Below are 23973 nucleotides of genomic sequence, written 5' to 3'. Positions count from 1 at the left end.
TCCCCGGCGGCTATGCGGGGGCGGCCGCTTCGGCCGCCCCCTTCCGCGTACCCCGGCCCGCCCCGGGCCCGGCGACGGCGGGGTTCGTCTCCGGCAGCAGCGCGAAGCAGGACAGGCTGAGCAGGGCCATACCGCTCAGGTACAGGGCCACGCCCCACGGCGGACCGTCGCCGTCCGCGAGCGCCGTCGCCACGACCGGGGTCAGCGCCCCGCCCAGCACGCCGCCCAGGTTGTAGCCGACGGCCGCCCCGGTACACCGCACGCGCGGGGCGTACAGCTCGGGCAGGTACGCCCCGACCACCGCGAAGGTCGTCACCATGCCCAGCAGGGCGCCCAGGAACCCCAGCGTCATCAGCAGTGGATCCGCGGCGCACAGCAGCGCGACGAAGGGGAACATCCACACCGCGCAGATCGCGCAGCCGGCCAGGCACAGCGGCTTGCGGCCGTAGCGGTCGCCCAGCACCGCCAGCAGCGGGGTCAGCAGGCCCTTGAGCACGACGGCCGTCATGATGCAGCCCAGGACCACCGTGCGGTCCAGCCCGAGCTGCTTCGTCGCGTAGGCCAGGGACCAGGTGGTGGTCGCGTAGAAGACGGCGTAACCCGAGGCGAGCGCCCCACCGGTGAGCAGGAGCAGCCGCCAGTGGCCGCGGACCACGTCGCGCAGCGGGGTCTCGGAGCGCCGCCCGGTCTTCGCGAGTGCCCGGAACTGCGGGGTCTCCTCCACCGAGCGGCGCAGCCACAGCCCGGCCAGCGCCAGCAGCCCGGCGGCCCAGAACGGCACCCGCCAGCCCCAGGCGGTGAACTGCTCCTCGGTCAGGGCGGCCGACAGCACCAGGACCGTCCCGTTGGCCAGTACGAAACCCACCGGCGGCCCCATCTGCGGGAAGCTCGACCACAGCCCGCGCCGGCCCTCGGGCGCGTGCTCGGCGGTCAGCAGCACCGCGCCGCCCCACTCGCCGCCCAGCCCCAGCCCCTGGAGGAAGCGCAGCAGGAGCAGCAGGACCGGCGCTGTCGGGCCGATGGAGGCGTAAGAGGGCACGCAACCGACCGCCACCGTGGCCAGGCCGGTGAGCAGGAGCGAACCGAGCAGCACCGGGCGGCGCCCGTAGCGGTCGCCGATGTGGCCGAAGACGGCGGAGCCGAGGGGGCGGGCGAGGAAGCCGATGCCGAAGGTGCCGAAGGCGGCGAGGGTCCCGGCGAGGGCCGAGAACGAGGGGAAGAAGAGCGGGCCGAGCACCAGGGCGGCGGCCGTGCCGTAGACGAAGAAGTCGTAGAACTCGATGGCGGTCCCGGCGAGCGAGGCCAGCGCGAGCCGCGGCATCGAGGGGGAGCGGCCCGGGGAGGGGTCTGGTTGCATGGTGCACCAAATACCCCGCCCCGGGCCCGCTGGGCGTGCGTTCGGTCATGACCGCCCGGAAGGAGTGCTCGCACACCCCCCGGGTTGACCGGAGTCGCCGGTACTACCAGCCGCGCTCGCGCCACTCGGCCAGATGCGGACGCTCGGCGCCGAGCGAGGTGTCGTTGCCGTGGCCCGGGTAGACCCAGGTCTCGTCCGGCAGACGCGCGAAGAGCTTCTCCTCCACGTCGTCGAGCAGCCGGACGAAGGCCTTCGGGTCGCCCCAGGTGTTGCCGACGCCGCCCGGGAAGAGGCAGTCGCCGGTGAACACGTGCGGGTGCCCGTGCGGGTCGTCGTAGACCAGCGCGATCGAGCCGGGGGTGTGTCCGACCAGGTGGCGGGCGGTCAGCGTGACCCGGCCCACCGTGAGCGTGTCGCCGTCCTGGACCGGGACGTCGGTCGGGACGGGGATCCCCTCCGCGTCGAAGGCGCCCGCGTAGGTCCGTGCGCCCGTCGCCTCGACCACGGCTTGGAGAGCGCCCCAGTGGTCGCCGTGGCGGTGGGTGGTGACGACGGAGGCGATGCCGTCGTCGCCGATCAGGCCCAGCAGCGTGTCCGCCTCGGCGGCCGCGTCGATCAGCAGCTGCTCGCCGGTGGCCCGGCAGCGCAGCAGGTAGGCGTTGTTGTTCATCTCGCCCACCGCGACCTTGGAAATCATCAGGTCCGCGAGTTCGTGCACGTCGGCAGGACCGCCGACCTTGACCGCTCCGCTGTACGTCATGACCCGATCCTAGAGCGGGGGGAGGGCCGGGAGGGCCCCGCCGTCGACGGTCAGGCCGGCGCCCTTGGATTCCCGGCCCGCGAGCCAGGCCAGGAGCTCGCTCAGCGGCCCGGTCAGGGTCACGGGATCGCCTTCGGCGGAGCCGGTGCGCCAGACGCCGGCGTCGTCGGGCGTCCGGAGGCTGACCGGCGGCACCTCCGGGCGGCCCGTCCAGCGGTCGGCGAGGAAGGCGATCTCGCGGCGGGCGAACTCCTCGGGCAGGTCGGCGAGGCCGTAGCCGACGTTCAGGTCCACGTGGTGCAGCTCGACCTCCACGAGCCGGCGGAACGGCACGTTGGTGGCGACGTCGGTCACACCGCCCCGGAGCTCGACCGTCCGCGACCAGTCCTGCGCGGACTGCCCGACGGCCTCGAAGCGGTCCGCGGAATTACGGACGTCCTCCAGCTGTTCCACCAGAGGCCGGACGGAATCACGTTCGATGTCCGCGTCGCGGGCCTCGGCGCTCACGTACATCGGTCGCCCCTCGAGGACGTTGACGAGGGCGTCGGCGTTGCGGGCGAGGTGGGCCAGCACGTGGCCGCGGCTCCAGCCCGGCAGGTGTGACTCCTCGGCCAGGGCGGCGTTGTCCAGTTTCCCGACCGCGGTCAGCAGCCGTTCCGTGGCTGCACGTACAGATCGCAGGTCGTGCACATGATCAGTCATAGGCCGAGCCTAGTGCGCGCGAGGCGTCGGCCACACGATCGGGTGAAGCCCTCTTGGCCGTGCCGTAAATCGAATGCGCGTGCTATACGCTCGGAAGTCAAGCACCACTCCATCGCTAACGCGCCCCCCATACCCTGGGACGGGGGCCCGTGCCCCCCGCTCTCTCAAGAAAGGTGCGGACCGGCGTGACCGACCGTCTCATCGTTCGTGGCGCTCGCGAGCACAACCTGAAGAACGTCTCGCTCGACCTGCCCCGCGACTCACTCATCGTCTTCACCGGACTCTCCGGCTCGGGCAAGTCCTCCCTGGCCTTCGACACGATCTTCGCCGAGGGTCAGCGCCGCTACGTCGAGTCGCTCTCCTCGTACGCCCGTCAGTTCCTCGGGCAGATGGACAAGCCCGATGTCGACTTCATCGAGGGCCTCTCCCCGGCCGTCTCGATCGACCAGAAGTCCACCTCGCGCAACCCGCGCTCCACCGTCGGCACGATCACCGAGGTCTACGACTACCTGCGCCTGCTGTTCGCCCGCATCGGCAAGCCGCACTGCCCCGAGTGCCGCCGTCCGATCTCGCGCCAGTCGCCGCAGGCGATCGTGGACAAGGTGCTCGCGCTGCCCGAGGGCAGCCGCTTCCAGGTGCTCTCGCCGCTGGTGCGCGAGCGCAAGGGCGAGTTCGTCGACCTCTTCGCCGACCTCCAGACCAAGGGGTACAGCCGTGCCCGGGTGGACGGGGAGACGATCCAGCTCTCCGAGCCGCCCGCGCTCAAGAAGCAGGAGAAGCACACCATCGAGGTGGTCATCGACCGCCTCACCGTCAAGGACTCCGCCAAGCGCCGGCTCACGGACTCGGTGGAGACGGCCCTCGGCCTCTCCGGCGGCATGGTGATCCTGGACTTCGTCGACCTCGCCGAGGACGACCCCGAGCGTGAGCGGATGTTCTCCGAGCACCTCTACTGCCCGTACGACGACCTGTCCTTCGAGGAGCTGGAGCCCCGCTCCTTCTCCTTCAACTCCCCGTTCGGCGCCTGCCCCGAGTGCACGGGCATCGGCACGCGCATGGAGGTGGACCCGGACCTGATCGTTCCGGACGAGGACAAGTCCCTGGACGAGGGCGCGGTCTCCCCGTGGTCGCTCGGCCACACCAAGGACTACTTCCAGCGGCTGATCGGCGCGCTCGCGGCCGAGCTGGGGTTCCGCACGGACATCCCGTGGGCCGGGCTGCCGCAGCGCGCCAAGAAGGCGCTGCTGTACGGCCACCGCACCCAGATCGAGGTCCGCTACCGCAACCGCTACGGGCGGGAGCGGGCGTACACCACCGCCTTCGAGGGCGCCGTGCCGTTCGTCAAGCGGCGGCACGCGGAGTCCGAGAGCGACGCGAGCCGCGAGCGCTTCGAGGGCTACATGCGCGAGGTGCCCTGCCCGACCTGTGAAGGCACGCGGCTCAAGCCGATCGTGCTCGCGGTGACGGTGATGGAGAAGTCCATCGCCGAGGTCGCCGCGATGTCGATCAGCGAGTGCGCCGACTTCCTGGGGCAGCTGCGGCTCGACGCCCGGGACAAGAAGATCGCCGAGCGGGTCCTCAAGGAGGTCAACGAGCGGCTGCGCTTCCTCGTGGACGTCGGCCTGGACTACCTGTCGCTGAACCGTGCCGCCGGCACCCTCTCGGGCGGCGAGGCCCAGCGCATCCGGCTGGCCACGCAGATCGGCTCCGGTCTGGTCGGCGTGCTGTACGTGCTGGACGAGCCCTCCATCGGCCTGCACCAGCGGGACAACCACCGGCTGATCGAGACCCTCGTGCGGCTGCGCGACATGGGCAACACCCTGATCGTCGTAGAGCACGACGAGGACACCATCAAGGTGGCCGACTGGGTCGTGGACATCGGTCCCGGCGCGGGTGAGCACGGCGGCAAGGTGGTCCACAGCGGCTCCCTCAAGGACCTGCTGAAGAACAGCGAGTCGATGACGGGGCAGTACCTGTCGGGCAAGCGGTCCATCCCGCTGCCGGACGTGCGCCGTCCCGTGAACGGGGAGCGGAAGCTGACCGTCCACGGCGCGAAGGAGAACAACCTGCGGGACATCGACGTGTCCTTCCCGCTGGGCGTGCTCACGGCCGTGACCGGCGTGTCCGGCTCCGGCAAGTCGACGCTGGTCAACGACATCCTGTACACGCACCTGGCGCGCGAGCTGAACGGCGCCCGGTCGGTTCCGGGCCGCCACACCCGGGTCGAGGGCGACGACCTGGTCGACAAGGTCGTGCATGTCGACCAGTCGCCGATCGGGCGGACGCCGCGGTCCAACCCGGCGACGTACACCGGTGTCTTCGACCACGTGCGCAAGCTGTTCGCCGAGACGATGGAGGCGAAGGTGCGCGGCTACCTGCCGGGCCGCTTCTCCTTCAACGTCAAGGGCGGCCGGTGCGAGAACTGCTCCGGTGACGGCACGATCAAGATCGAGATGAACTTCCTGCCGGACGTGTACGTCCCGTGCGAGGTGTGCCACGGCGCCCGGTACAACCGGGAGACGCTGGAGGTGCACTACAAGGGCAAGTCCATCGCCGAGGTGCTGAACATGCCGATCGAGGAGGCGCTGGACTTCTTCGAGGCGGTACCGACGATCGCGCGGCACCTGCGGACGCTGAACGAGGTGGGGCTGGGCTACGTCCGGCTCGGCCAGTCGGCGCCGACGCTGTCGGGCGGTGAGGCGCAGCGCGTGAAGCTGGCGTCGGAGCTGCAGAAGCGGTCGACGGGCCGGACGGTGTACGTGCTGGACGAGCCGACGACGGGGCTGCACTTCGAGGACATCTCGAAGCTGATCAAGGTGCTGTCCGGGCTGGTCGACAAGGGGAACTCGGTGATCGTCATCGAGCACAACCTCGACGTCATCAAGACCGCGGACTGGGTCGTCGACATGGGCCCCGAGGGCGGTTACGGGGGTGGTCTCGTCGTCGCGGAGGGGACGCCGGAGCAGGTCGCCTCGGTGGGGGCCAGCCACACGGGCAAGTTCCTCCGGGACATCCTGGGCGCGGACCGCATCTCGGACGCGGCCCCGACGGTGCCGCCGACCCGCAAGCGGGCCGCGGCCAAGAAGACGACGGCCAGGGCCCGTAAGGCGTGAGTGGTGTCCGGCGGGGCTGATCTTCCAGCCCCGCCGGCTCCGGGGCGCGGGGGCTCGGGGGCGGGGCTCGGGTCCCAGCCCCCGCAACGGCGCCGCAGGTCAGGACGCCACGCCCACCGCGCGGTCGATGGTTTCCGGGTCCGTGAGGCAGGCCAGCAGGGCGTCCGCGACGTCGGCGCGGGGGATCGTCCGGGCGCCCGGGACGTTGGCGCCGATGACCCGGCGGTAGCTCCCGGTCCGAGGCCGGTTCAGCAGGCGCGGCGGGCGGACCACCGTCCACCGCGTGCCGCTCGCGCGGATCACCGCTTCCATCACGGCCAGATCCGCGTACAGGTCCCGAAGCGCCCGGCGCAGCAGCGGGAGGAAGACCTTCCGGGCCAGCACCCCGTCCTGCGGTACGTCCGGTCCCACGGGCGCCGCGCTGACCGCCGCGAGCCGGCTCACCCCCGCCCGGTCCATGGCCGACACGACGGCCCGTAGCGCCGGTCCGGTGACCGGGGCCAGCCGCGCCTGCTTGTTGCTCGGGGAGCCCAGCGCCGAGATCACCGCCGACCGTCCCGTGAGGACGGGGACCAGCGCATCCTCGTCCGTCAGGTCGGCCACCACCGCCACCCGCAGCCGTTCATGCGCCGGCACCGGCAGCCTGGCCGGGTCGCGGACCACGGCCGTCACCTCGTGACCGGCTTCGAGGGCCTGGCGGACGACCTCCAGGCCGACGCCGCCCGTGGCTCCGAACACCGTGAGTTTCATGTCTCAGCTCCCGCCTCCCCGTTGGTGGGTGAGTGTTCACTCACCCATGAACACCCTTAGAGTGAGTGAATGCTCACCTCGAAGTCAAGCCGTCCCACCCCCGAGCGGCTGCTCGACGCGGCGGAGTCCCTCATGCGCACCGTCGGCTTGGCCAACACCACCACCAAGGCCATCGCCCGTGAGGCGGGCTGCTCGGAGGCCGCGCTCTACAAGCACTACGCCAACAAGGAGGAGCTCTTCGTACGCGTCCTCATGGAGCGCACGCCCAACGCGGCGCCGCTCATGGCCGAGCTCGGCGCGGAGCACGACGAACGCCCGGTCGAGGAGACCCTCGTCGCCATCGCCCGCCACGCCTCGCTCTTCTACGCCGACGCCATGCCCATGGCCGCTTCCCTCTTCGCCGAGCCCGCCCTGCTGACCCGGCACCGCGAGGGCGTACAGCAGATCGGCACCGGCCCCCACGTCATCCGCGACGCCCTCGCCGGGCACCTGCGCCGCGAGCGCGAACGCGGCCGGCTGCGCCCGGACGCCGACCCGGAAGCCGCCGCCGCGCTGCTGCTCGGCGCCTGTTTCCAGCGGGCCTTCTTCCTGCACTTCTCGGGTGGGGAAGTGGTGCGGCCGGTCGAGGAGTTCGCCTCCTCGGTGGCCGGTACGCTCTGGGCGGCTATCCGCTGAGCTCCGCCGCGTACGGGGGTTCCGCGCCCGCACGGGTGCAGGTCAGGGCCGCCGCGCGGGCCGCGTAGGCCAGTACGTCCGGCCAGTCGACCGGGTCACTGCGGCCGGCGCCCGCCAGGCGGTGCAGCAGCGCCGCGTTGACGGTGTCGCCGGCGCCGATCGTGTCGACGACGGTCACCGGGCGGGCCGCCGCCGTATGCTCCGCGCCCTCGCGCGTCCACACCGTGAGCCCGGCGGCGCCCCGGGTCAGCACCACCGCCGAGGGCCCCGCCGCCAGCCAGTCCGGGATCCGGCCGCCGAGCCACGCCGCGTCCTCCTCCGACAGCTTCAGCACCGACACGTACGGGAGCCAGCTCAGGAAGCGCTCGCGGTATGCGCCCGGGTCCGCGATCAGCGCCGGGCGGATGTTCGGATCGAGCAGGGTCAGCAGTCCGCGCCCGGACTCCCGGCGCAGCAGGGCCTCGTACGCGCTCGCGCCCGGCTCCAGCACCAGGGAGCAGGTCCCGAGTGCGAGGGCCCGTACGCCGGAGGGGAGCGCGGGCGGCAGGCTGAACAGCCGGTCGGCCGTGCCTTCGACATAGAAGCGGTACGCCGCCGAGCCGTCCGGTGCCAGCGAGGGCACCGCCAGCGTGGTCGGCTCCGGCCCGCGCTGCACCAGCGAGAGGTCCACCCCGGCGGCCCGCAGCCCGGCCAGCAGGCCCTCGCCGAACCCGTCGGCCGAGACCCTGGAGCAGAAGGCGACCCGTTCCCCGAGGCGCCCCAGCGCCAGCGCGGTGTTGTACGGCCCGCCTCCCGGCCGGGGCACCAGGGCGCCCGGCGGCTCCGCGAGGGGCACCAGGTCGATCAGGGCTTCTCCACCGACGACGATCACGCGGGGAAAGTACCCCATCCGGCGGCGGTATCGTCGGACGGGCCCGGCCGGGCGCCGGCCCCACGACACCAGGAGCACCGCATGTCCGCGTCACAGTCAGCAGCCCGCCGCACCGTGCTCAAGGGCGCGGCCGCCCTCGCCGGAGCCGCCGGCGCCGGACTGACCCTCGCGGCCTGCTCCACCGAGGCGAGCGGCGCGGCGGGCTCCCCGGCGGTCCCGGGCGAGCCGGTCGAGCTCGGCGCGGCGACGGACGTCCCGGTCGGCGGCGCCAAGCTGTACCGGGAGCAGAAGCTCGTCGTCAGCTGCTCGGCGGAGGGCCAGTACAAGGCCTTCACCGCCCAGTGCACGCACGCGGGCTGCATCTTGGACAAGATCGTCGAAGGGCAGGGCAACTGCCCCTGCCACGGCAGCCGCTTCGACGTGAGCACCGGCAAGGTGCTGCGCGGCCCGGCCGCAGACCCGCTGTCGCCGGTCCCCGTCAAGGCGGAGGGCGGCAAGCTGATCGCCGGCTGAGCGAGCCGGTAGCGAAGGACGGCTCAGTCCCAGTCCCAGGCGATGCCCAGGATGCCGCGCCGGACCGACTCCTCCACGAGGTGCACCGCCCGGTGGCGTCCGCTCGGGGTCAGATCCGCCAGTGCGGTGCGCGGCGCGCCGGGGCTGCTGCGGGTGAAGCGCCGGCAGCGCACCGGCAGGGCCGCCTCGTCGAAGCGGACCTGGAGCACGTACTGGCCGCCGGTGTAGGTGAACCCCCGTACGTACTCGGTGCAGCGGCCGCCCGTGCCGTCTTCGAATCCGTAGCCGAAGAGGTAGGTGTCGCCGGTGCGCAGCCGGGCGTCGAAGAGCAGCTCGGCGACCAGCACCCCGGTCCCGCGGTGCCACCGCACGCGCCCCGTCCGGCAGTTCTCGCCCGCGCGGACCCGGATCCGCTCCGGGTCGCAGCCCGGGTCGCCGTGGTGGACGGCGAGGTAGCGGTCGACGCCGTCCCGGTGGGCCCGTACGACGTGCTGCGAGGCGCGGTCCAGCAGCTCACCGCCCGCGCCGACGCGCACCCGCTCGTGGTGGCCGACCGTGTGGAGGCCTCCGTCGGCGGGCAGTTCCAGGCCGGCCAGCAGCTCGTCCACCGCTGCGCCCGCGCTGACCAGGGCCCGGTACGAGCGGGCGGGCGGACGACTGGTGGCCGCCCCGGCGGCCCCGGATGCGGACAGCAGCCGCAGTAACGTTCCCTCGGGCAGTTCCAGGATCTGCTCCAGGGCCCGTACGGCCCTCAGCGACTCGGGGCGCTGCGGGCGCCGGGCTCCCTGCTGCCAGTAGCTGAGGCTGGTCACGCCGACCTTGATGCCCTGGGCCGCGAGGCGGTGCTGCACCCGGTGCAGGGGCAGGCCGCGGGCGGTGAGCGCGGCCCGTAGCGCGAGGTGGAAGGGCCCGGCGTGCAGCAGTCGTGGCAGGTCCGGATCGCTTTCGGCGCTCGGCGGCACGGCGTGCTCCCTCCTGTGAACGTTCACGTGTGGCGGGGCGGGGGACCGCGCCGGTGACCTCTGTGGTCCAGGTGAGGTCCAGGTGAGGTCCAGGTGACGGGACGGCCGCCGTTCACACCGGCGCTGCGCCGTTCACACCCCGATGTCACCGTGCATTGAAGCCTGTTGACCTGATCGCGACAACACCCTGATGCTCCTCATCAGCGTCCGGACGCGCTCCTCCATCCCCACTCCCCCCACGGGAGGAACGCGATGCGCAACCCCCACCGGCGGCTGTCCCTGGCCGCCATCCTCACCGCCCTGCTGTTCGCCCTGCCCGCCGGCACCGCCACCGCCGCCGATGCCGGCGCCGAATCAGTCCTGTCCTACAACCGGCTGAACATCACGATGCAGGCGCAGCAGAAGACCAACTGGTGCTGGGCCGCCTCCGGCAACACCATCGCCACCTGGTTCGGCCGCAACTACAGCCAGAACCAGTTCTGCAACGCCGCCTTCAACCGCCAGCAGGGCACCGAATGCCCCAACAACCAAGCCACCTTGGGCAACGTCCAGACGGCCCTGCGCTGGGCGGGCATCAACTCCGGTTCCTACGTGAGCGGATGGCTCCAGTACTCGACCGTCCAGAGCGAGATCAACGCCAACCGGCCGGTGGAGACCCGTATCCAGTGGTCGAACGGGGGCGGGCACATGCACGTCCTGTACGGGTACGACACCGCCAGCAGCTGGGTGTACTGGGGCGACCCCTGGCCCTCGAACGACCGCTACAACTGGGCCTCCCACGCCTGGTACGTCGACAACAGCACCTTCTCCTGGACCCACTCGCTCTACCGGATCGGAGCGTGACCGCGTGAACACCGGACAGTTGCGCAACGCCGCCGTCGCGGTCCTCGCCACCGCAGCCGCCTGTCTGGCGCTGGCCCCGCAGGCGCAGGCGGCCCCCGTCCCACAGCCGCAGTCCGCGACCGCCGAGGTCAAGGCGGCGGCCGCGCAGGCGGCCGCCGCGCCCGCGACGCTGGACACCCTGTCCCGGTTCTTCGCGCGGGAGGGCAAGGTCGCCGTGACTGCTGCCCGGCCGCGGGTGGAGGGCGAGGCGATCCCGGTGAACTACCTCTCGCCGGACTTCGTGGCGGGCAAGGCCGGGGCGCCGGTCGCCCGGCTGGAGTTCCTCGCCAGCAAGGCGGTCTCCTCGGACGGTCAGCAGGCCGCGCTGTGGACGGCGCGCACGGAGGCCGGATGGCAGGTGGTGAACATCGCCACCGGCGACGACGAGTTCCGCTACGCGCGGCTCGGCGCGGAGAAACTGCCGGGCGGGACGGTGTTCCGGGAGCCGCAGATCGACGCGTGGTACGTGGCCCGGGGTGCGAGGGTGCTGCCGCTGGACGAGGACGCGGAGCGGGCCGTCGGTGCCGGGGGCACGAGCCTGGCCGCGTACCGGGCGCGGGTCGAGCGGGCGTACGGGGACAAACTGCCGGGGTCGGCGTACGCGGAGGCGGGCAAGGCCGGGGGCTACGACGGTGGCCCCGCCGGCGGCTCCCCGGCCGTCCCGGCCGGCGCGGCCGCTGCGCTGGCCCTGGCCGGGACCGGCGCGGTCCTCCTGCGCCGTCGGGCCCTGCGCCCCTGACCCACGCCGGGCCCTGCCGCCCGCCAGGCGGCAGGGCCCACCCCCCCGCCCGGGGGTGCCCCGCCCCGCAGGGCCGTCCGCGTTCGACCGCCGCCGCGTGCGCGGCCCTGCGGGCCCGGCCAGACCATCCTCGCCACTGGTGCGACGCGGCCCCGGCTCGTTCCCGGAGCCGCTGCGCGGGTCGTTGCCCCTCCCCGCCCCTTCCCGTAACCGGGGGCAAGCCCCCGGCCCCCGTGACGGGCGCTCCGCGCCGCTGCCCTCATCCGCCGCGCGGGCGCGGCGCACCGGGCCCCCGGACCTGCCCCGTTCCGGGCGGCCCCGCGTTCGGCCGCCGCGTGCGCGGCCCTGCGGGCCCGGCCGGGAACCCCCGCCCCCGGTGCGACGCTGGTCCCGGCCCGTTCCCGGAGCCGCTGCGCGGGTCGTTGCCCCTCCCCGCCCCTTCCCGTAACCGGGGGCAAGCCCCCGGCCCCCGTGACGGGCGCTCCGCGCCCCTGCCCTCATCCGCCGCGCGGGCGCGGCGCACCGGGCCCCCGGACCCGTCCCGTTCCGGGTGCTGTACGGGACGACCCGGCGGCCCCGGCGCCGGATCTGCCCCGGTCCGGGGGCCGTCCGCGGGTGGCCCCGCCCCCCAGGGCCCGTGCCGACCGCGTGCGGCCGCCCCGCCGACCCGCGGGCGGGACGGCGTTCGGGTGCCGGCCGCCGGCCGGGGCGGGGGCCGGGCCGGGGGTGTGCACGGGGGAGCGGCCTGGCGGGCACGTGGTCCGGCGACGGCCCAGGCGGGGGACGCGGCGCGGCGCCGGTGGTGTCCCCGGACGGGGCCGCGGGGCGCCGGCCGCCCACGCGCCCCCGGACGGCGCCGCGCGCGGCGTGCGCACGCGTTCCCCGGCGGGGGCCGCAGGTGCCGTCCCCATCCACCCCCGGCCAGGGGAGAGGCGTGGGGGTGGGTTGTCCGTGCGCGACAGTAGGGTGGTTGGCATGGCCGACCCCTCCAGCTACCGCCCCCAGCCGGGGCAGATCCCCGAGTCCCCGGGCGTCTACAAGTTCCGCGACGAACACCGCCGGGTGATCTACGTCGGGAAGGCCAAGAGCCTGCGCCAACGCGTGGCCAGCTACTTCCAGGACGTCGCGAACCTGCACCCCCGTACCGCCACCATGGTGACGACCGCCGCCTCCGTCGAATGGACCGTCGTCTCCACCGAGGTCGAGGCGCTCCAGCTCGAATACTCCTGGATCAAGGAGTTCGACCCCCGGTTCAACGTCAAGTACCGGGACGACAAGAGCTACCCCTCCCTCGCCGTGACGATGAACGAGGAATACCCCCGGGTCCAGGTCATGCGCGGCCCCAAGAAGAAGGGCGTGCGGTACTTCGGGCCCTACGGCCACGCCTGGGCCATCCGCGAGACCGTCGACCTGATGCTCCGGGTCTTCCCCGTGCGGACCTGCTCCGCCGGCGTGTTCAAGCGGTCCGCCCAGATCGGCCGGCCCTGCCTGCTCGGCTACATCGGCAAGTGCTCCGCGCCCTGCGTCGGCCGCGTCACCCCCGAGGAGCACCGTGAACTCGCCGAGGACTTCTGCGACTTCATGGCCGGGCGGACGGGGACGTACCTCTCCCGCCTCGAAGCGCAGATGCACGAGGCCGCCGAGGAGATGGAATACGAGAAGGCCGCCCGGCTGCGCGACGACATAGGCGCACTGCGCCGGGCCATGGAGAAGAACGCCGTCGTCCTCGCCGACGCCACCGACGCCGACCTCATCGCCGTCGCCGAGGACGAGCTGGAAGCCGCCGTGCAGATCTTCCACGTACGCGGCGGCCGGGTCCGCGGCCAGCGCGGATGGGTCACCGACAAGGTGGAGGCCGTCGACACCGCAGGACTCGTCGAGCACGCCCTCCAGCAGCTCTACGGGGAGGAGAGCGGCGAAAGCGTCCCCAAGGAGGTGCTCGTACCCGTGCTGCCCGAGGACGCGCCCACCCTGGGGCAGTGGCTCGCCGGGCGGCGCGGGTCGCAGGTCAGCCTGCGCATCCCGCAGCGCGGGGACAAGAAGGCCCTCATGGAGACCGTCCACCGCAACGCGCAGCAGTCCCTCGCCCTGCACAAGACCAAGCGGGCCGCCGACCTCACCACCCGCTCCCGCGCCCTGGAGGAGATCGCCGAGGCCCTGGAGCTGGACGGCGCGCCGCTGCGCATCGAGTGCTTCGACATCTCGCACCTCCAGGGCGACGACGTCGTGGCATCCATGGTCGTCTTCGAGGACGGGCTGGCCCGCAAGAGCGAGTACCGCCGCTTCCAGATCAAGTCCTTCGAGGGGCAGGACGACGTCCGGTCCATGCACGAGGTGGTCTCCCGGCGCTTCCGGCGCTACCTCCAGGAGAAGCTGAAGACGGGCGAGTGGTCCCCCGAGGACGGGGAGACGGACGGCCCGGAAGAGGACGACGGCCGCCCCAAGCGCTTCGCGTACCCGCCGCAGCTCGTCGTGGTCGACGGCGGCCGGCCGCAGGTCACGGCCGCCAAGCGGGCCCTGGAGGAGCTGGGGATCGACGACGTGGCGGTGTGCGGCCTCGCCAAGCGGCTGGAGGAGGTGTGGCTCCCCGGCGAGGACGACCCGGTGGTGCTGCCCCGCACCAGCGAGGGCCTCTACCTGCTCCAGCGGGTCCGTGACGAAGCCCACCGCTTCGCCATCCAGTACCAGCGCAACAAGCGCGGCAAGCGCTTCAAGGCAGGCCCGCTGGACGAGGTGCCGGGTCTCGGCGAGAGCCGCAAGCAGGCCCTGATCAAGCACTTCGGTTCGGTGAAGAAGCTGAGACAGGCGACAATCGACCAGATCTGCGAAGTGCCCGGCATAGGCCGCAAGACGGCCGAGACCGTGGCCGCCGCGCTCGCCCAGGCCGTCCCCGCCCGTCCTGCCGTCAACATGGCGACAGGAGAGATCATTGAAGACGAGTCCGAACGGGGGACAACGCCATGACCGAGCGACCGGCGAACGAAGCCGCGGCGAATGGAGCCGCGGCGAGCGGCCACGCAGCAGATCAGAACGAGACCGAGTACGACCGAGACGGAGCACAGGTGAGTACGGGCACGACAGTGGAGCCCGGCGATACCGCCGAGGCGGCCATCCCCGAGCTGGTGATCATCTCCGGGATGTCCGGGGCCGGCCGCAGCACCGCGGCCAAGTGCCTGGAGGACCTCGGCTGGTTCGTCGTCGACAACCTCCCGCCGGCGCTGATCCCCACCATGGTGGAGCTCGGCGCCCGCTCGCAGGGCAACGTGGCGCGCATCGCCGTCGTCGTGGACGTCCGCGGCCGCCAGTTCTTCGACGCCCTGCGCGAGTCCCTCGCCGACCTGGAGTCCCGCGGGGTCACCCGCCGCATCGTCTTCCTGGAGTCCTCCGACGACGCGCTGGTCCGCCGCTTCGAGTCGGTCCGCCGCCCCCACCCCCTCCAGGGCGACGGGCGCATCGTCGACGGCATCGCCGCCGAGCGCGACCTGCTGCGCGAGCTGCGCGGTGACGCGGACCTCGTCATCGACACCTCCAGCCTGAACGTGCACGAACTGCGCGCCAAGATGGACGCCCGGTTCGCGGGCGACGAGGAGCCCGAGCTGCGGGCCACCGTCATGTCCTTCGGCTACAAGTACGGCCTCCCCGTCGACGCCGACCTCGTCGTCGACTGCCGTTTCATCCCCAACCCGCACTGGGTCCCCGAGCTGCGCCCCTTCACCGGGCTCAACGCGGAGGTGTCGGGGTACGTGTTCAGCCAGCCCGGCGCCAAGGAGTTCCTCGACCGGTACACCGAGCTGCTCCAGCTCATCGCCACCGGCTACCGCCGTGAGGGCAAGCGGTACGTGACCATCGCGGTCGGCTGCACGGGCGGCAAGCACCGCAGCGTGGCCATGTCCGAGAAGCTCGCGGCCCGCCTCGCCTCCGAGGGAGTAGAGACCGTCGTCGTCCACCGGGACATGGGGCGCGAGTGACCGGTCGCTCCCTGCGCCTGCGCCGCCTGCGCCGGCTCGCCCCCGTCCGGGGCGAGGACGGCGCGGGCCGTGCCGGGCGCCGTTCCGCCGCCAGGGTCGTCGCCCCCAAGGTCGTCGCCCTCGGCGGGGGCATGGGCCTGTCGGCCTCCCTGGCCGCGTTGCGCCGGATCACCGGCGAGCTCACGGCCGTGGTCACCGTCGCCGACGACGGCGGCTCCAGCGGCCGGCTCCGCGAGGAGCTCGGCGTGCTGCCGCCCGGGGACCTGCGCAAAGCGCTGGCCGCGCTGTGCGGGGACGACGAATGGGGCCAGACCTGGTCCCGGGTCATCCAGCACCGGTTCCAGTCGGCGGGGGACCTGCACGAGCACGCGGTCGGGAACCTGCTGATCGTCGCGCTGTGGGAGCAGCTGGGCGATCCCGTGCAGGCGCTCGACCTGGTCGGCAAGCTGCTCGGCGCCCAGGGCAGGGTGCTGCCGATGTCGGCGGTACCGCTGGAGCTCCAGGCGCTGGTCAAGGGCCACGACCCGGCGCGCCCTGAGGACGTGGACACCGTACGGGGGCAGGCCACGGTGGCCCTGACCCCCGGCGAGGTGCTGTCCGTGCAGGTCGTCCCCGGCGATCCGCCGGCCGTGCCGGAGGCGGTCGCGGCCGTGCTCGACGCGGACTGGGTGGTGCTCGGTCCGGGTTCCTGGTTCTCGTCGGTGATCCCGCACCTGCTGGTGCCGGAACTGCTCGACGCGCTGATCGCGACGAAGGCCCGCAGGGTGCTCTCGCTGAACCTCGCGCCGCAGCCCGGTGAAACAGAGGGCTTCTCTCCGCAGCGTCATTTGGAGGTTTTGGCCCGACACGCCCCTAAACTCGCCCTGGACGTGGTGTTGGCCGACGAGGCCGCCGTGCCCGATCGCGAGTCCTTGGCCGACGCCGCCAAACGGTTCGGCGCCGCGGTCGAGCTGGCGCCCGTGGCCAGGCAGGACGGGGCTCCGAAGCACGATCCGGAGCTGCTGGCCGCCGCGTACGACCGTATTTTTCGGATGCATGGAAGGATCGGCCCATGGCGATGACGCCCGCGGTGAAGGATGAGATTTCCCGCCTCCCCGTCACCCGGACCTGCTGCAGGAAGGCGGAGGTCTCGGCGATCCTTCGGTTCGCGGGCGGGCTGCACCTGGTGAGCGGCCGCATCGTCATCGAGGCGGAGCTCGATACCGGCATCGCCGCCCGGCGCCTGCGCAAGGACATCCTGGAGATCTTCGGGCACTCCTCGGACCTCGTGGTGATGGCCCCGGGCGGGCTGCGCCGCGGCAGCCGGTTCGTCGTCCGCGTCGTGGCCGGCGGGGACCAGCTGGCCCGCCAGACCGGCCTGGTGGACGGGCGCGGCCGCCCCATCCGGGGTCTGCCCCCGCAGGTCGTCTCCGGGGCCACCTGTGACGCCGAGGCGGCCTGGCGCGGCGCCTTCCTGGCCCACGGCTCGCTCACCGAGCCGGGCCGGTCCTCCTCCCTGGAGGTCACCTGCCCGGGACCGGAGGCCGCCCTGGCCCTGGTGGGCGCCGCCCGCAGGCTCTCGATCGCCGCGAAGGCGCGCGAGGTGCGCGGCGTGGACCGGGTCGTGGTCCGCGACGGCGACGCGATCGGCGCGCTGCTGACCCGGCTGGGTGCCCACGAGTCGGTGCTGGCGTGGGAGGAGCGGCGGATGCGGCGCGAGGTGCGCGCCACCGCCAACCGCCTCGCCAACTTCGACGACGCCAACCTGCGCCGCTCGGCGCGGGCCGCGGTGGCCGCCGGAGCCCGTGTGCAGCGCGCCCTGGAGATCCTCGGCGAGGAGGTCCCCGAGCACCTCGCCGCGGCCGGGCGGCTGCGCATGGAGCACAAGCAGGCCTCCCTGGAGGAGCTGGGCGCGCTCGCCGACCCGCCGCTGACCAAGGACGCGGTCGCGGGCCGCATCCGCCGGCTGCTGGCGATGGCCGACAAGCGGGCGCAGGACCTGGGCATCCCGGGCACGGAGTCGAACCTCGACCTCAGCGAGGAACTGGCCGACAACATGGCCGGCTGACGCCCCCCGACAGGCCGGGCCCGCGCAGCAGGGAGGACAGGGGCCCGCACGGGTGATCGTGCGGGCCCCGCGTCGTACGCCCCATTGACATGGGCATGGGCGATCGTGAGCCTGGCTGCCAACGCTTTCGTGGCAGACGACGCCCAGGGGGGGCACATGAGGCACCGCGCGAGATCGATCCTCGCCGCAAGCGCACTCGTCATCGGAACCACACTCGCCGCATCACCCGTAGCGGCACACGCCCGGCCCGCGGCGGACGGCGGAGCCGGACCGGCCTCCGACGAGGTCCGGGCCTATGACGCCGACATCACCAAGGAGCAGCTCCCGCTCGTCCTCGCCGCCGGCCAGGACGCGCACGAGCTGACCGAGCACCCGCCGCAGACCGGCACGGCGAAGGTCGAACTGTTCCTCACGGCTGCACAGGCCAGGGGCCTCGCCGCACAGGGCGTCAAGATCGCCGAGCGCCGGATCGCCCCGACCGCCCGGGCACAGGCGCCCGGGGACGGCGTCTTCCGCCCGTACAGCGGCAAGGGCGGCCTCCAGGAGGAGATCCTCAAGACCGCCCGGGACAACCCGTCGCTCACCAAGGTCGTCTCCATCGGCAAGACCGGCCGGGGCAAGGACATCCTGGCCCTGAAGGTCACCAAGGACGCCAAGAAGACCAAGGACGGCGCCAAGCCCTCGGTGCTCTACATGTCCAACCAGCACGCCCGCGAGTGGATCACGCCGGAGATGACCCGGCGGCTGATGCACCAGACGATCGACACGTACGGCAAGGACCAGCGGATCACCAAGCTGGTGGACTCCACCGAGCTGTGGTTCCTTCTCTCCGCCAACCCCGACGGCTACGACTACACGCACGCCCCCGACGGCCAGCGGCTGTGGCGCAAGAACCTGCGCGACAACGACGGTGACGGCAAGATCACCGCCGTCGACGGGGTCGACCCCAACCGGAACTTCGCCTACCGGTGGGGCTACGACGACGAGGGCTCCTCCGAGAACCCGTCGAGCGAGACCTACCGCGGTCCGAAGCCGAACTCCGAGCCCGAGACCGTCGCCCTCGACGCTTTCGAGAAGCGCGTCGGCTTCGCGTACGCGATCAACTACCACTCGGCCGCCGAGCTGCTGCTCTACGGAGTGGGCTGGCAGGTCGCCACGCCCACCCCCGACGACGTGGCCTACAAGGCGCTCGCCGGCACCCCCGAGCACTCGGCCGTCCCGGGCTACTACCCCCAGGTGTCCTCCGAGCTCTACACCACCAACGGCGAGGCCGACGGCCACGCGGCCAACGTCAACGGCGTCATGATGTTCACGCCCGAGATGAGCACCTGCCAGACGGCCTCCGCCGTCGACCCCGGCGACCGGTGGAAGCCCGAGGACTGCCCGTCCGTCTTCAACTTCCCGGACGACGAGAAGCTCATCCAGGCCGAATTCGCCAAGAACGTGCCCTTCGCGCTGTCTGTCGCCGAGAGCGCCGCCCATCCGGACCGGCCGGTGTCCTCCGTCGGTCTGAGCGCCGCCGACTTCACCGTGGACCCCTTCACCACCTCCTACGTACAGCGCGGCGAGGACCAGACCGTCTCCGTCACCGCCCGCAAGGCGCTCGCGGACAAGCAGCTCAAGTTCCGCGTCAACGGCGGCCGTACGCACGACGACGGGCTGAGGGCCTGGAAGGGCGGCGACGTCTACGGCGGCGACGACAACAACTGGTTCGACGAGTACCGCGCCAAGGTGGACGGCACCAAGCCGGGCGACACGGTGGAGGTCTGGTTCACCGGCCGCGACCGCGGCAGGGAGGTGTCCAGCGAGCACTTCACCTACACGGTGGCCGAGCGGCCCCGCGACGCCGACGTCCTCGTGATCGCCGAGGAAGGCGCCAAGGCCGTCCACGCCCAGGAGTACGTCGACGCCCTGCGCGCCAACGGCAAGAAGGCGGCCGTCTGGGACGTCGCCACCCAGGGCGTCCCGCACCACCTCGGGGTGCTCTCCCACTTCCGCACGGCCGTCCACTACACCGGGGCCAAGGCTCCCGGCGGCGACACCCAGCTAGCGGTGCGCGACTTCCTCAACGAGGGCGGGAAACTCGTCGAGGCCGGTGAGCTCGCGGGCGGCAACGCCCAAGTCGGCCGCGCCGCCACCGACGACTTCAGCCAGTACTACCTCGGCGCCTACGGCAGGGCCGGCGTCAGCGGGCCCACCGCCTTCACCGGCGCGGGAGGCCTCACCGGCGCCAACGGCGCCCTCGGGAACGCGGCGGACAACCCGCTGGACCACCCCGGTTCCTACTCGGTGACCTCGCAGACCTTGCCACCGACGCAGTTCCCGCAGTTCAAGAGCGCGCAGGCGGGCCAGTACGCCGGGGTCGTGAACCCGTACGCCCCCTACGCGGGCAGCGGGATGGCCTCGGCCACCCACGAGGACAACGAGTGGAAGCGGCTGACCCGCACCATCGACCTCACGGGCGTGTCCGCGGCCGGCAAGCCGCAGCTCATGGCGGCCCTCAACTGGAACACCGAGCCGGGGTACGACCACGCCGTCCTGGAGGCGCACACCGTCGGGGCGGAGGACTGGACCACGCTCCCCGAGGCCGGGGGTCTCACCAGCACCGCCGTGCCCGCCGAGTGCGAGGCCGGGTTCTTCGTCAACGGGCACCCCTTCCTGCGTCATTACCTCGACCTGACGGCCGGCGGCTGCACGCCGCACGGCAGCAGCGGGGCGTGGAACAGCTTCACCGGCTCCTCGGGCGGCTGGAAGCAGGTCTCCTTCGACCTGAGCGCCTACGCCGGCAAGTCGGTCGAGGTCTCGCTGTCGTACGTCACCGACGGCGGGGCCGGCGGTCGCGGCGTCTTCGCGGACCAGGCGAGGCTGAACGTCGGCGGCGCGGACCAGGCCGTCGAGGGCTTCGAGACCTCGCTGGGGGCATGGACGGCGCAGGGCGCACCGGCCGGGAGCCCCGTGATCCCGGGCGACTGGTACAGGTCCGGGGAGTTGTTCAAGTCGTACGCCGCTGTCACTACGCGTGACACGGTCCTGCTCGGCTTCGGCCTGGAACACGTCCCGACGGCGGCCGACCGTGCCGTACTCGTCGGTAAGGCCCTCCGTTCGCTGAACCACTGATCCCAGGCTTAGCGGGCCCTCACTCCGGGTAACGGGGACAAGGTCCCAGAGGTCCCGTACCGGTCCGTCCGGTACGGGGCCTCGCGGTGTCATTCCTGGGAAGCAGGGGAGTGTCAGCCGTCGGCCGATGTCACTCAGAAGCTCACGGAGAGGTAGGGTCGTAAGCGGTCGGGGACATCCCATACAGCTCGCCGGGGGACTTTTACCGGCGCACCAACGAGGAGATCGGTTCGTGACGATCCGCGTAGGCATCAATGGTTTTGGCCGTATTGGCCGCAACTACTTCCGGGCGCTCCTTGAGCAGGGAGCGGACATCGAGATCGTCGGTGTCAACGACCTGACTGACAACGCCACTCTCGTGCACCTGCTCAAGTACGACACCATCCTCGGCCGCCTCAAGGCCGAGGTCTCGCACACCGACGACACCATCACCGTCAACGGCAACACCTTCAAGACGTTCGCCGAGCGCGACCCCGCCAACCTGCCCTGGGGCGAGCTGGGCGCCGACATCGTCATCGAGTCGACCGGCATCTTCACCAAGAAGGCCGACGCCGCCAAGCACATCGCGGCCGGCGCGAAGAAGGTCCTCATCTCGGCCCCGGCCAAGGACGAGGACATCACGATCGTGATGGGCGTCAACCAGGACAAGTACGACGCGGCCAACCACCACGTCATCTCCAACGCCTCCTGCACCACCAACTGCGTGGCGCCGATGGCCAAGGTCCTCGACGAGAACTTCGGCATCGTCAAGGGCATGATGACGACGGTCCACGCGTACACCAACGACCAGCGCATCCTCGACTTCCCGCACTCGGACCTGCGCCGCGCCCGTGCCGCCGCCGAGAACATCATCCCGACCTCGACCGGTGCCGCCAAGGCCACCGCGCTGGTCCTCCCGCAGCTCAAGGGCAAGCTGGACGGCATGGCCATGCGCGTCCCGGTCCCGACCGGCTCGGTCACCGACCTCGTCCTGGAGCTCGCCCGCGAGACCACCAAGGAAGAGATCAACGCCGCCTTCCAGAAGGCCGCCGAGGGCCAGCTCAAGGGCATCCTCGACTACACCGAGGACGCGATCGTCTCCTCCGACATCGTCAACTGGCCCGCTTCCTGCACCTTCGACGCATCCCTGACCATGGTTCAGGACGGCAACCAGGTCAAGGTCATCGGCTGGTACGACAACGAGTGGGGCTACTCCAACCGCCTCGTCGACCTGACGGTGTTCGTCGGCGGTCAGCTCTGATCGTCACGGCAGGCAGCAGCACGATGTGAGGCACAGGGTCCGGGTGGCGCGACGAGGCGCCGCACGGGCCCTGTGGCTTGTCTCGTACCCTCTCACCCAGGTCGGGACGGAAACCCCGCGTGGGGATAAGGAGTAGAAACACATGAAGACGATCGACGAACTTCTCGCCGAGGGCGTCGTGGGCAAGCGGGTCTTCGTCCGCGCGGACCTCAACGTGCCGCTGGCCGGCACCGAGATCACCGACGACGGGCGCATCCGCGCCGTCCAGCCGACCATCGCGAAGCTCGCCGAAGCCGGCGCCCGCGTGATCGTCGCCTCGCACCTGGGCCGCCCCAAGGGCGCCCCGGACCCGGCGTTCTCGCTGGCGCCGGCCGCCAAGCGGCTCGGTGAGCTGCTCGGCAGCGACGTCGCGTTCGCCACCGACACCGTCGGCTCCTCCGCCAAGGAGACCGTCGCGGCCCTCGCCGACGGCCAGGTCGCCGTCATCGAGAACCTGCGGTTCAACGCCGGCGAGACCTCGAAGGACGACGCCGAGCGCGGCGCGTTCGCCGACCAGCTCGCCGAGCTCGCCGACCTCTACGTCGGCGACGGCTTCGGCGCCGTCCACCGCAAGCACGCGTCGGTCTTCGACCTGCCCGCGCGCCTGCCCCACGCGGCCGGCTACCTCATCGCCACCGAGGTCGGCGTACTCAAGAAGCTGACCGCCGAGGTCAAGCGTCCGTACGTGGTCGTACTCGGCGGCGCCAAGGTCTCCGACAAGCTGGCCGTCATCGACCAGCTGCTCGGCAAGGCCGACCGCATCCTCATCGGCGGCGGCATGGCGTACACCTTCCTCTACGCCAAGGGCTATGAGGTCGGCATCTCCCTGCTCCAGAAGGACCAGGTGGACGTCGTCAAGGAGTACATGGCCCGGGCCGAGAAGAACGGCGTCGAGCTGGTCCTGCCGGTCGACATCCTCGCGTCCTCGGAGTTCCCCGACCTCAAGGGCAAGACCCCGGCCGACTTCATCACCGTCGACGCGGACAAGATCCCCGCCGACAAGGAGGGTCTGGACATCGGTCCCAAGACCCGTGAGCTGTACGCGTCGAAGATCGCCGATGCGGAGACCGTCTTCTGGAACGGTCCCGTGGGCGTCTTCGAGCACCCCGACTACGCCGGAGGCACCAGCGCGATCGCGCAGGCCCTCGTCGACAGCAACGCGTTCACCGTCGTCGGCGGCGGGGACTCCGCCGCCGCGGTGCGCACGCTCGGCTTCGACGAGAACGCTTTCGGCCACATCTCGACCGGTGGCGGCGCCTCCCTCGAATACCTCGAGGGCAAGACGCTCCCCGGCCTCGCCGCACTGGAGGTCTGACCCTCAATGACCACGCGCACCCCGCTCATGGCGGGCAACTGGAAGATGAACCTCAACCACCTCGAGGCCATCGCGCACGTCCAGAAGCTCGCCTTCGCGCTCGCCGACAAGGACTACGACGCCGTCGAGGTCGCGGTCCTGCCGCCCTTCGTCGACCTGCGCTCCGTCCAGACCCTGGTCGACTCCGACAAGCTGAAGATCAAGTACGGCGCCCAGGACGTCTCGGCGCACGACTCCGGTGCCTACACCGGCGAGATCTCCGGCCCGATGCTGGCCAAGCTTGGCTGCACGTTCGTGGCCGTCGGCCACAGCGAGCGCCGCCAGTACCACGGCGAGAGCGACGAGCTCTGCAACGCCAAGGTCAAGGCCGCCTACCGCCACGGGATCACCCCGATCCTGTGCGTCGGCGAGGGCCTGGACGTCCGCAAGGCCGGCCGGCAGGTCGAGCACACCCTGGCCCAGGTCGACGGCGGCCTGGCCGGCGTCCCGGCCGAGCAGGTCGAGTCCATCGTGATCGCCTACGAGCCCGTCTGGGCCATCGGGACCGGCGAGGTCGCGACCCCCGAGGACGCCCAGGAGGTCTGCGGGGCGATCCGCGGCCGCCTGGCCGAGCTGTACTCGCAGGAGCTGGCCGACAAGGTCCGCATCCAGTACGGCGGCTCCGTCAAGTCCGGCAACATCGCCGCGATCATGGCCCAGCCCGACGTCGACGGCGCCCTGATCGGCGGCGCGGCACTGGACGTGGACGAGTTCGTCAAGATCGTCCGGTTCCGGGACCAGTAGGGCCCGGCCGTCCCCGCAGCGAGTATGCGCCAGGACGGATCCGTCGTACCCTTGCGGGGGCCAGGAGGCTGCACCACCAGCCCCTGGCCCCCGCGCCCGGCACAATCGGATGGCCGGAACAGCCAGGAAAGTAGGAACCA

General features: G+C 72.0%; 19 protein-coding genes. 13 read left to right on the top strand and 6 right to left on the bottom strand.

What is annotated here, in order from left to right:
• Window positions 1-10: 10 nt before the first annotated feature.
• The 3 genes from IE207_RS00675 to IE207_RS00665 all read right to left on the bottom strand — a co-directional run bounded on the left by IE207_RS00675 (window position 11) and on the right by IE207_RS00665 (window position 2819).
• Window positions 11-1321 carry an MFS transporter gene (locus tag IE207_RS00675; RefSeq protein ID WP_190182714.1) on the bottom strand — a complete coding sequence of 437 codons (1311 nt, stop codon included), beginning with the start codon at window positions 1319-1321 and terminating at the stop codon, window positions 11-13.
• A gap of 139 nt (window positions 1322-1460) precedes the next feature.
• Window positions 1461-2117: an MBL fold metallo-hydrolase gene (locus IE207_RS00670; RefSeq protein WP_190182005.1), complete on the bottom strand. Its 657-nt coding sequence runs from the start codon at window positions 2115-2117 to the stop codon at window positions 1461-1463.
• A gap of 9 nt (window positions 2118-2126) precedes the next feature.
• On the bottom strand, window positions 2127-2819 hold the full coding sequence (locus IE207_RS00665) for a maleylpyruvate isomerase family mycothiol-dependent enzyme (RefSeq protein ID WP_190182004.1): 693 nt from the start codon (window positions 2817-2819) through the stop codon (window positions 2127-2129).
• 173 nt (window positions 2820-2992) lie between these two features.
• Between IE207_RS00665 and uvrA the strand changes: the two genes are divergently transcribed.
• The gene (gene uvrA / locus IE207_RS00660; RefSeq protein WP_229873199.1) at window positions 2993-5932 is read left to right on the top strand and encodes an excinuclease ABC subunit UvrA; all 2940 of its coding nucleotides are present in this window, start codon (window positions 2993-2995) and stop codon (window positions 5930-5932) included.
• 99 nt (window positions 5933-6031) lie between these two features.
• On the opposite strand, the gene IE207_RS00655 is transcribed toward uvrA, so the two are convergent.
• Window positions 6032-6682 (bottom strand): NAD(P)-dependent oxidoreductase, encoded by a 651-nt coding sequence (locus tag IE207_RS00655; RefSeq protein WP_190182003.1) that lies wholly within the window; start codon window positions 6680-6682, stop codon window positions 6032-6034.
• Between the two features lie 69 nt (window positions 6683-6751).
• On the opposite strand from IE207_RS00655, the gene IE207_RS00650 reads away from it, so the two are divergent.
• A complete protein-coding gene (locus IE207_RS00650) occupies window positions 6752-7357 on the top strand; it encodes a TetR/AcrR family transcriptional regulator (protein WP_190182002.1) in 606 nt (201 codons plus the stop codon).
• On the opposite strand, the gene IE207_RS00645 is transcribed toward IE207_RS00650, so the two are convergent.
• The gene (locus IE207_RS00645; protein ID WP_190182712.1) at window positions 7347-8228 is read right to left on the bottom strand and encodes a carbohydrate kinase family protein; all 882 of its coding nucleotides are present in this window, start codon (window positions 8226-8228) and stop codon (window positions 7347-7349) included. The two genes, IE207_RS00650 and IE207_RS00645, sit on opposite strands and share 11 nt — an antisense overlap.
• Window positions 8229-8309: 81 nt before the next feature.
• Between IE207_RS00645 and IE207_RS00640 the strand changes: the two genes are divergently transcribed.
• Complete coding sequence (locus tag IE207_RS00640; protein ID WP_190182001.1) at window positions 8310-8741, top strand: Rieske (2Fe-2S) protein; 432 nt, start codon at window positions 8310-8312, stop codon at window positions 8739-8741.
• Window positions 8742-8764: 23 nt separating this feature from the next.
• Here the strand turns inward: IE207_RS00640 and IE207_RS00635 are convergent, their stop codons facing one another.
• On the bottom strand, window positions 8765-9703 hold the full coding sequence (locus IE207_RS00635; RefSeq protein ID WP_190182000.1) for a hypothetical protein: 939 nt from the start codon (window positions 9701-9703) through the stop codon (window positions 8765-8767).
• A 252-nt stretch (window positions 9704-9955) separates the two neighbouring features.
• On the opposite strand from IE207_RS00635, the gene IE207_RS00630 reads away from it, so the two are divergent.
• The 10 genes from IE207_RS00630 to tpiA all read left to right on the top strand — a co-directional run bounded on the left by IE207_RS00630 (window position 9956) and on the right by tpiA (window position 23833).
• Window positions 9956-10546: a papain-like cysteine protease family protein gene (locus IE207_RS00630; RefSeq protein ID WP_190181999.1), complete on the top strand. Its 591-nt coding sequence runs from the start codon at window positions 9956-9958 to the stop codon at window positions 10544-10546.
• A 4-nt stretch (window positions 10547-10550) separates the two neighbouring features.
• Complete coding sequence (locus IE207_RS00625; RefSeq protein ID WP_229873197.1) at window positions 10551-11324, top strand: hypothetical protein; 774 nt, start codon at window positions 10551-10553, stop codon at window positions 11322-11324.
• A 975-nt stretch (window positions 11325-12299) separates the two neighbouring features.
• Window positions 12300-14288 carry an excinuclease ABC subunit UvrC gene (gene uvrC, locus IE207_RS00620; protein ID WP_190181998.1) on the top strand — a complete coding sequence of 663 codons (1989 nt, stop codon included), beginning with the start codon at window positions 12300-12302 and terminating at the stop codon, window positions 14286-14288.
• Window positions 14285-15292 carry an RNase adapter RapZ gene (gene rapZ / locus IE207_RS00615; RefSeq protein ID WP_229873196.1) on the top strand — a complete coding sequence of 336 codons (1008 nt, stop codon included), beginning with the start codon at window positions 14285-14287 and terminating at the stop codon, window positions 15290-15292. Before uvrC ends, rapZ begins: the two co-directional genes overlap by 4 nt.
• On the top strand, window positions 15289-16353 hold the full coding sequence (locus IE207_RS00610) for a gluconeogenesis factor YvcK family protein (protein ID WP_190181997.1): 1065 nt from the start codon (window positions 15289-15291) through the stop codon (window positions 16351-16353). Before rapZ ends, IE207_RS00610 begins: the two co-directional genes overlap by 4 nt.
• Window positions 16344-17339, top strand: coding sequence for a DNA-binding protein WhiA (gene whiA, locus IE207_RS00605; protein WP_030237199.1), 996 nt, complete (start codon window positions 16344-16346; stop codon window positions 17337-17339). Before IE207_RS00610 ends, whiA begins: the two co-directional genes overlap by 10 nt.
• Before the next feature lie 156 nt (window positions 17340-17495).
• The gene (locus IE207_RS00600) at window positions 17496-20456 is read left to right on the top strand and encodes a M14 family metallopeptidase (protein ID WP_190181996.1); all 2961 of its coding nucleotides are present in this window, start codon (window positions 17496-17498) and stop codon (window positions 20454-20456) included.
• Between the two features lie 232 nt (window positions 20457-20688).
• Window positions 20689-21696: a type I glyceraldehyde-3-phosphate dehydrogenase gene (gene gap / locus IE207_RS00595; RefSeq protein ID WP_190181995.1), complete on the top strand. Its 1008-nt coding sequence runs from the start codon at window positions 20689-20691 to the stop codon at window positions 21694-21696.
• Window positions 21697-21838: 142 nt separating this feature from the next.
• Window positions 21839-23050 (top strand): phosphoglycerate kinase, encoded by a 1212-nt coding sequence (locus tag IE207_RS00590; RefSeq protein WP_190181994.1) that lies wholly within the window; start codon window positions 21839-21841, stop codon window positions 23048-23050.
• A 6-nt stretch (window positions 23051-23056) separates the two neighbouring features.
• Window positions 23057-23833 carry a triose-phosphate isomerase gene (gene tpiA, locus IE207_RS00585; RefSeq protein ID WP_190181993.1) on the top strand — a complete coding sequence of 259 codons (777 nt, stop codon included), beginning with the start codon at window positions 23057-23059 and terminating at the stop codon, window positions 23831-23833.
• Window positions 23834-23973 lie beyond the last annotated feature (140 nt).

Origin of the sequence: Streptomyces cirratus (genome assembly GCF_014650775.1) — a bacterium.
Lineage (GTDB): Bacteria > Actinomycetota > Actinomycetes > Streptomycetales > Streptomycetaceae > Streptomyces > Streptomyces cirratus.
Note: the sequence above shows the minus strand (reverse complement) of the source record. Positions and strands in the feature narration are given on the sequence as shown.

What these genes read in the sequence shown, in the direction of transcription:
- IE207_RS00675 (WP_190182714.1), bottom strand. Translation starts at nt 1,321, where the DNA reads ATGCCGCGGCTCGCGCTGGCCTCGCTCGCCGGGACCGCCATCGAGTTC.
- IE207_RS00670 (WP_190182005.1), bottom strand. Translation starts at nt 2,117, where the DNA reads ATGACGTACAGCGGAGCGGTCAAGGTCGGCGGTCCTGCCGACGTGCAC.
- IE207_RS00665 (WP_190182004.1), bottom strand. Translation starts at nt 2,819, where the DNA reads ATGACTGATCATGTGCACGACCTGCGATCTGTACGTGCAGCCACGGAA.
- IE207_RS00655 (WP_190182003.1), bottom strand. Translation starts at nt 6,682, where the DNA reads ATGAAACTCACGGTGTTCGGAGCCACGGGCGGCGTCGGCCTGGAGGTC.
- IE207_RS00650 (WP_190182002.1), top strand. Translation starts at nt 6,752, where the DNA reads ATGCTCACCTCGAAGTCAAGCCGTCCCACCCCCGAGCGGCTGCTCGAC.
- IE207_RS00640 (WP_190182001.1), top strand. Translation starts at nt 8,310, where the DNA reads ATGTCCGCGTCACAGTCAGCAGCCCGCCGCACCGTGCTCAAGGGCGCG.
- IE207_RS00630 (WP_190181999.1), top strand. Translation starts at nt 9,956, where the DNA reads ATGCGCAACCCCCACCGGCGGCTGTCCCTGGCCGCCATCCTCACCGCC.
- uvrC (WP_190181998.1), top strand. Translation starts at nt 12,300, where the DNA reads ATGGCCGACCCCTCCAGCTACCGCCCCCAGCCGGGGCAGATCCCCGAG.
- rapZ (WP_229873196.1), top strand. Translation starts at nt 14,285, where the DNA reads ATGACCGAGCGACCGGCGAACGAAGCCGCGGCGAATGGAGCCGCGGCG.
- whiA (WP_030237199.1), top strand. Translation starts at nt 16,344, where the DNA reads ATGGCGATGACGCCCGCGGTGAAGGATGAGATTTCCCGCCTCCCCGTC.
- IE207_RS00600 (WP_190181996.1), top strand. Translation starts at nt 17,496, where the DNA reads ATGAGGCACCGCGCGAGATCGATCCTCGCCGCAAGCGCACTCGTCATC.
- IE207_RS00590 (WP_190181994.1), top strand. Translation starts at nt 21,839, where the DNA reads ATGAAGACGATCGACGAACTTCTCGCCGAGGGCGTCGTGGGCAAGCGG.
- tpiA (WP_190181993.1), top strand. Translation starts at nt 23,057, where the DNA reads ATGACCACGCGCACCCCGCTCATGGCGGGCAACTGGAAGATGAACCTC.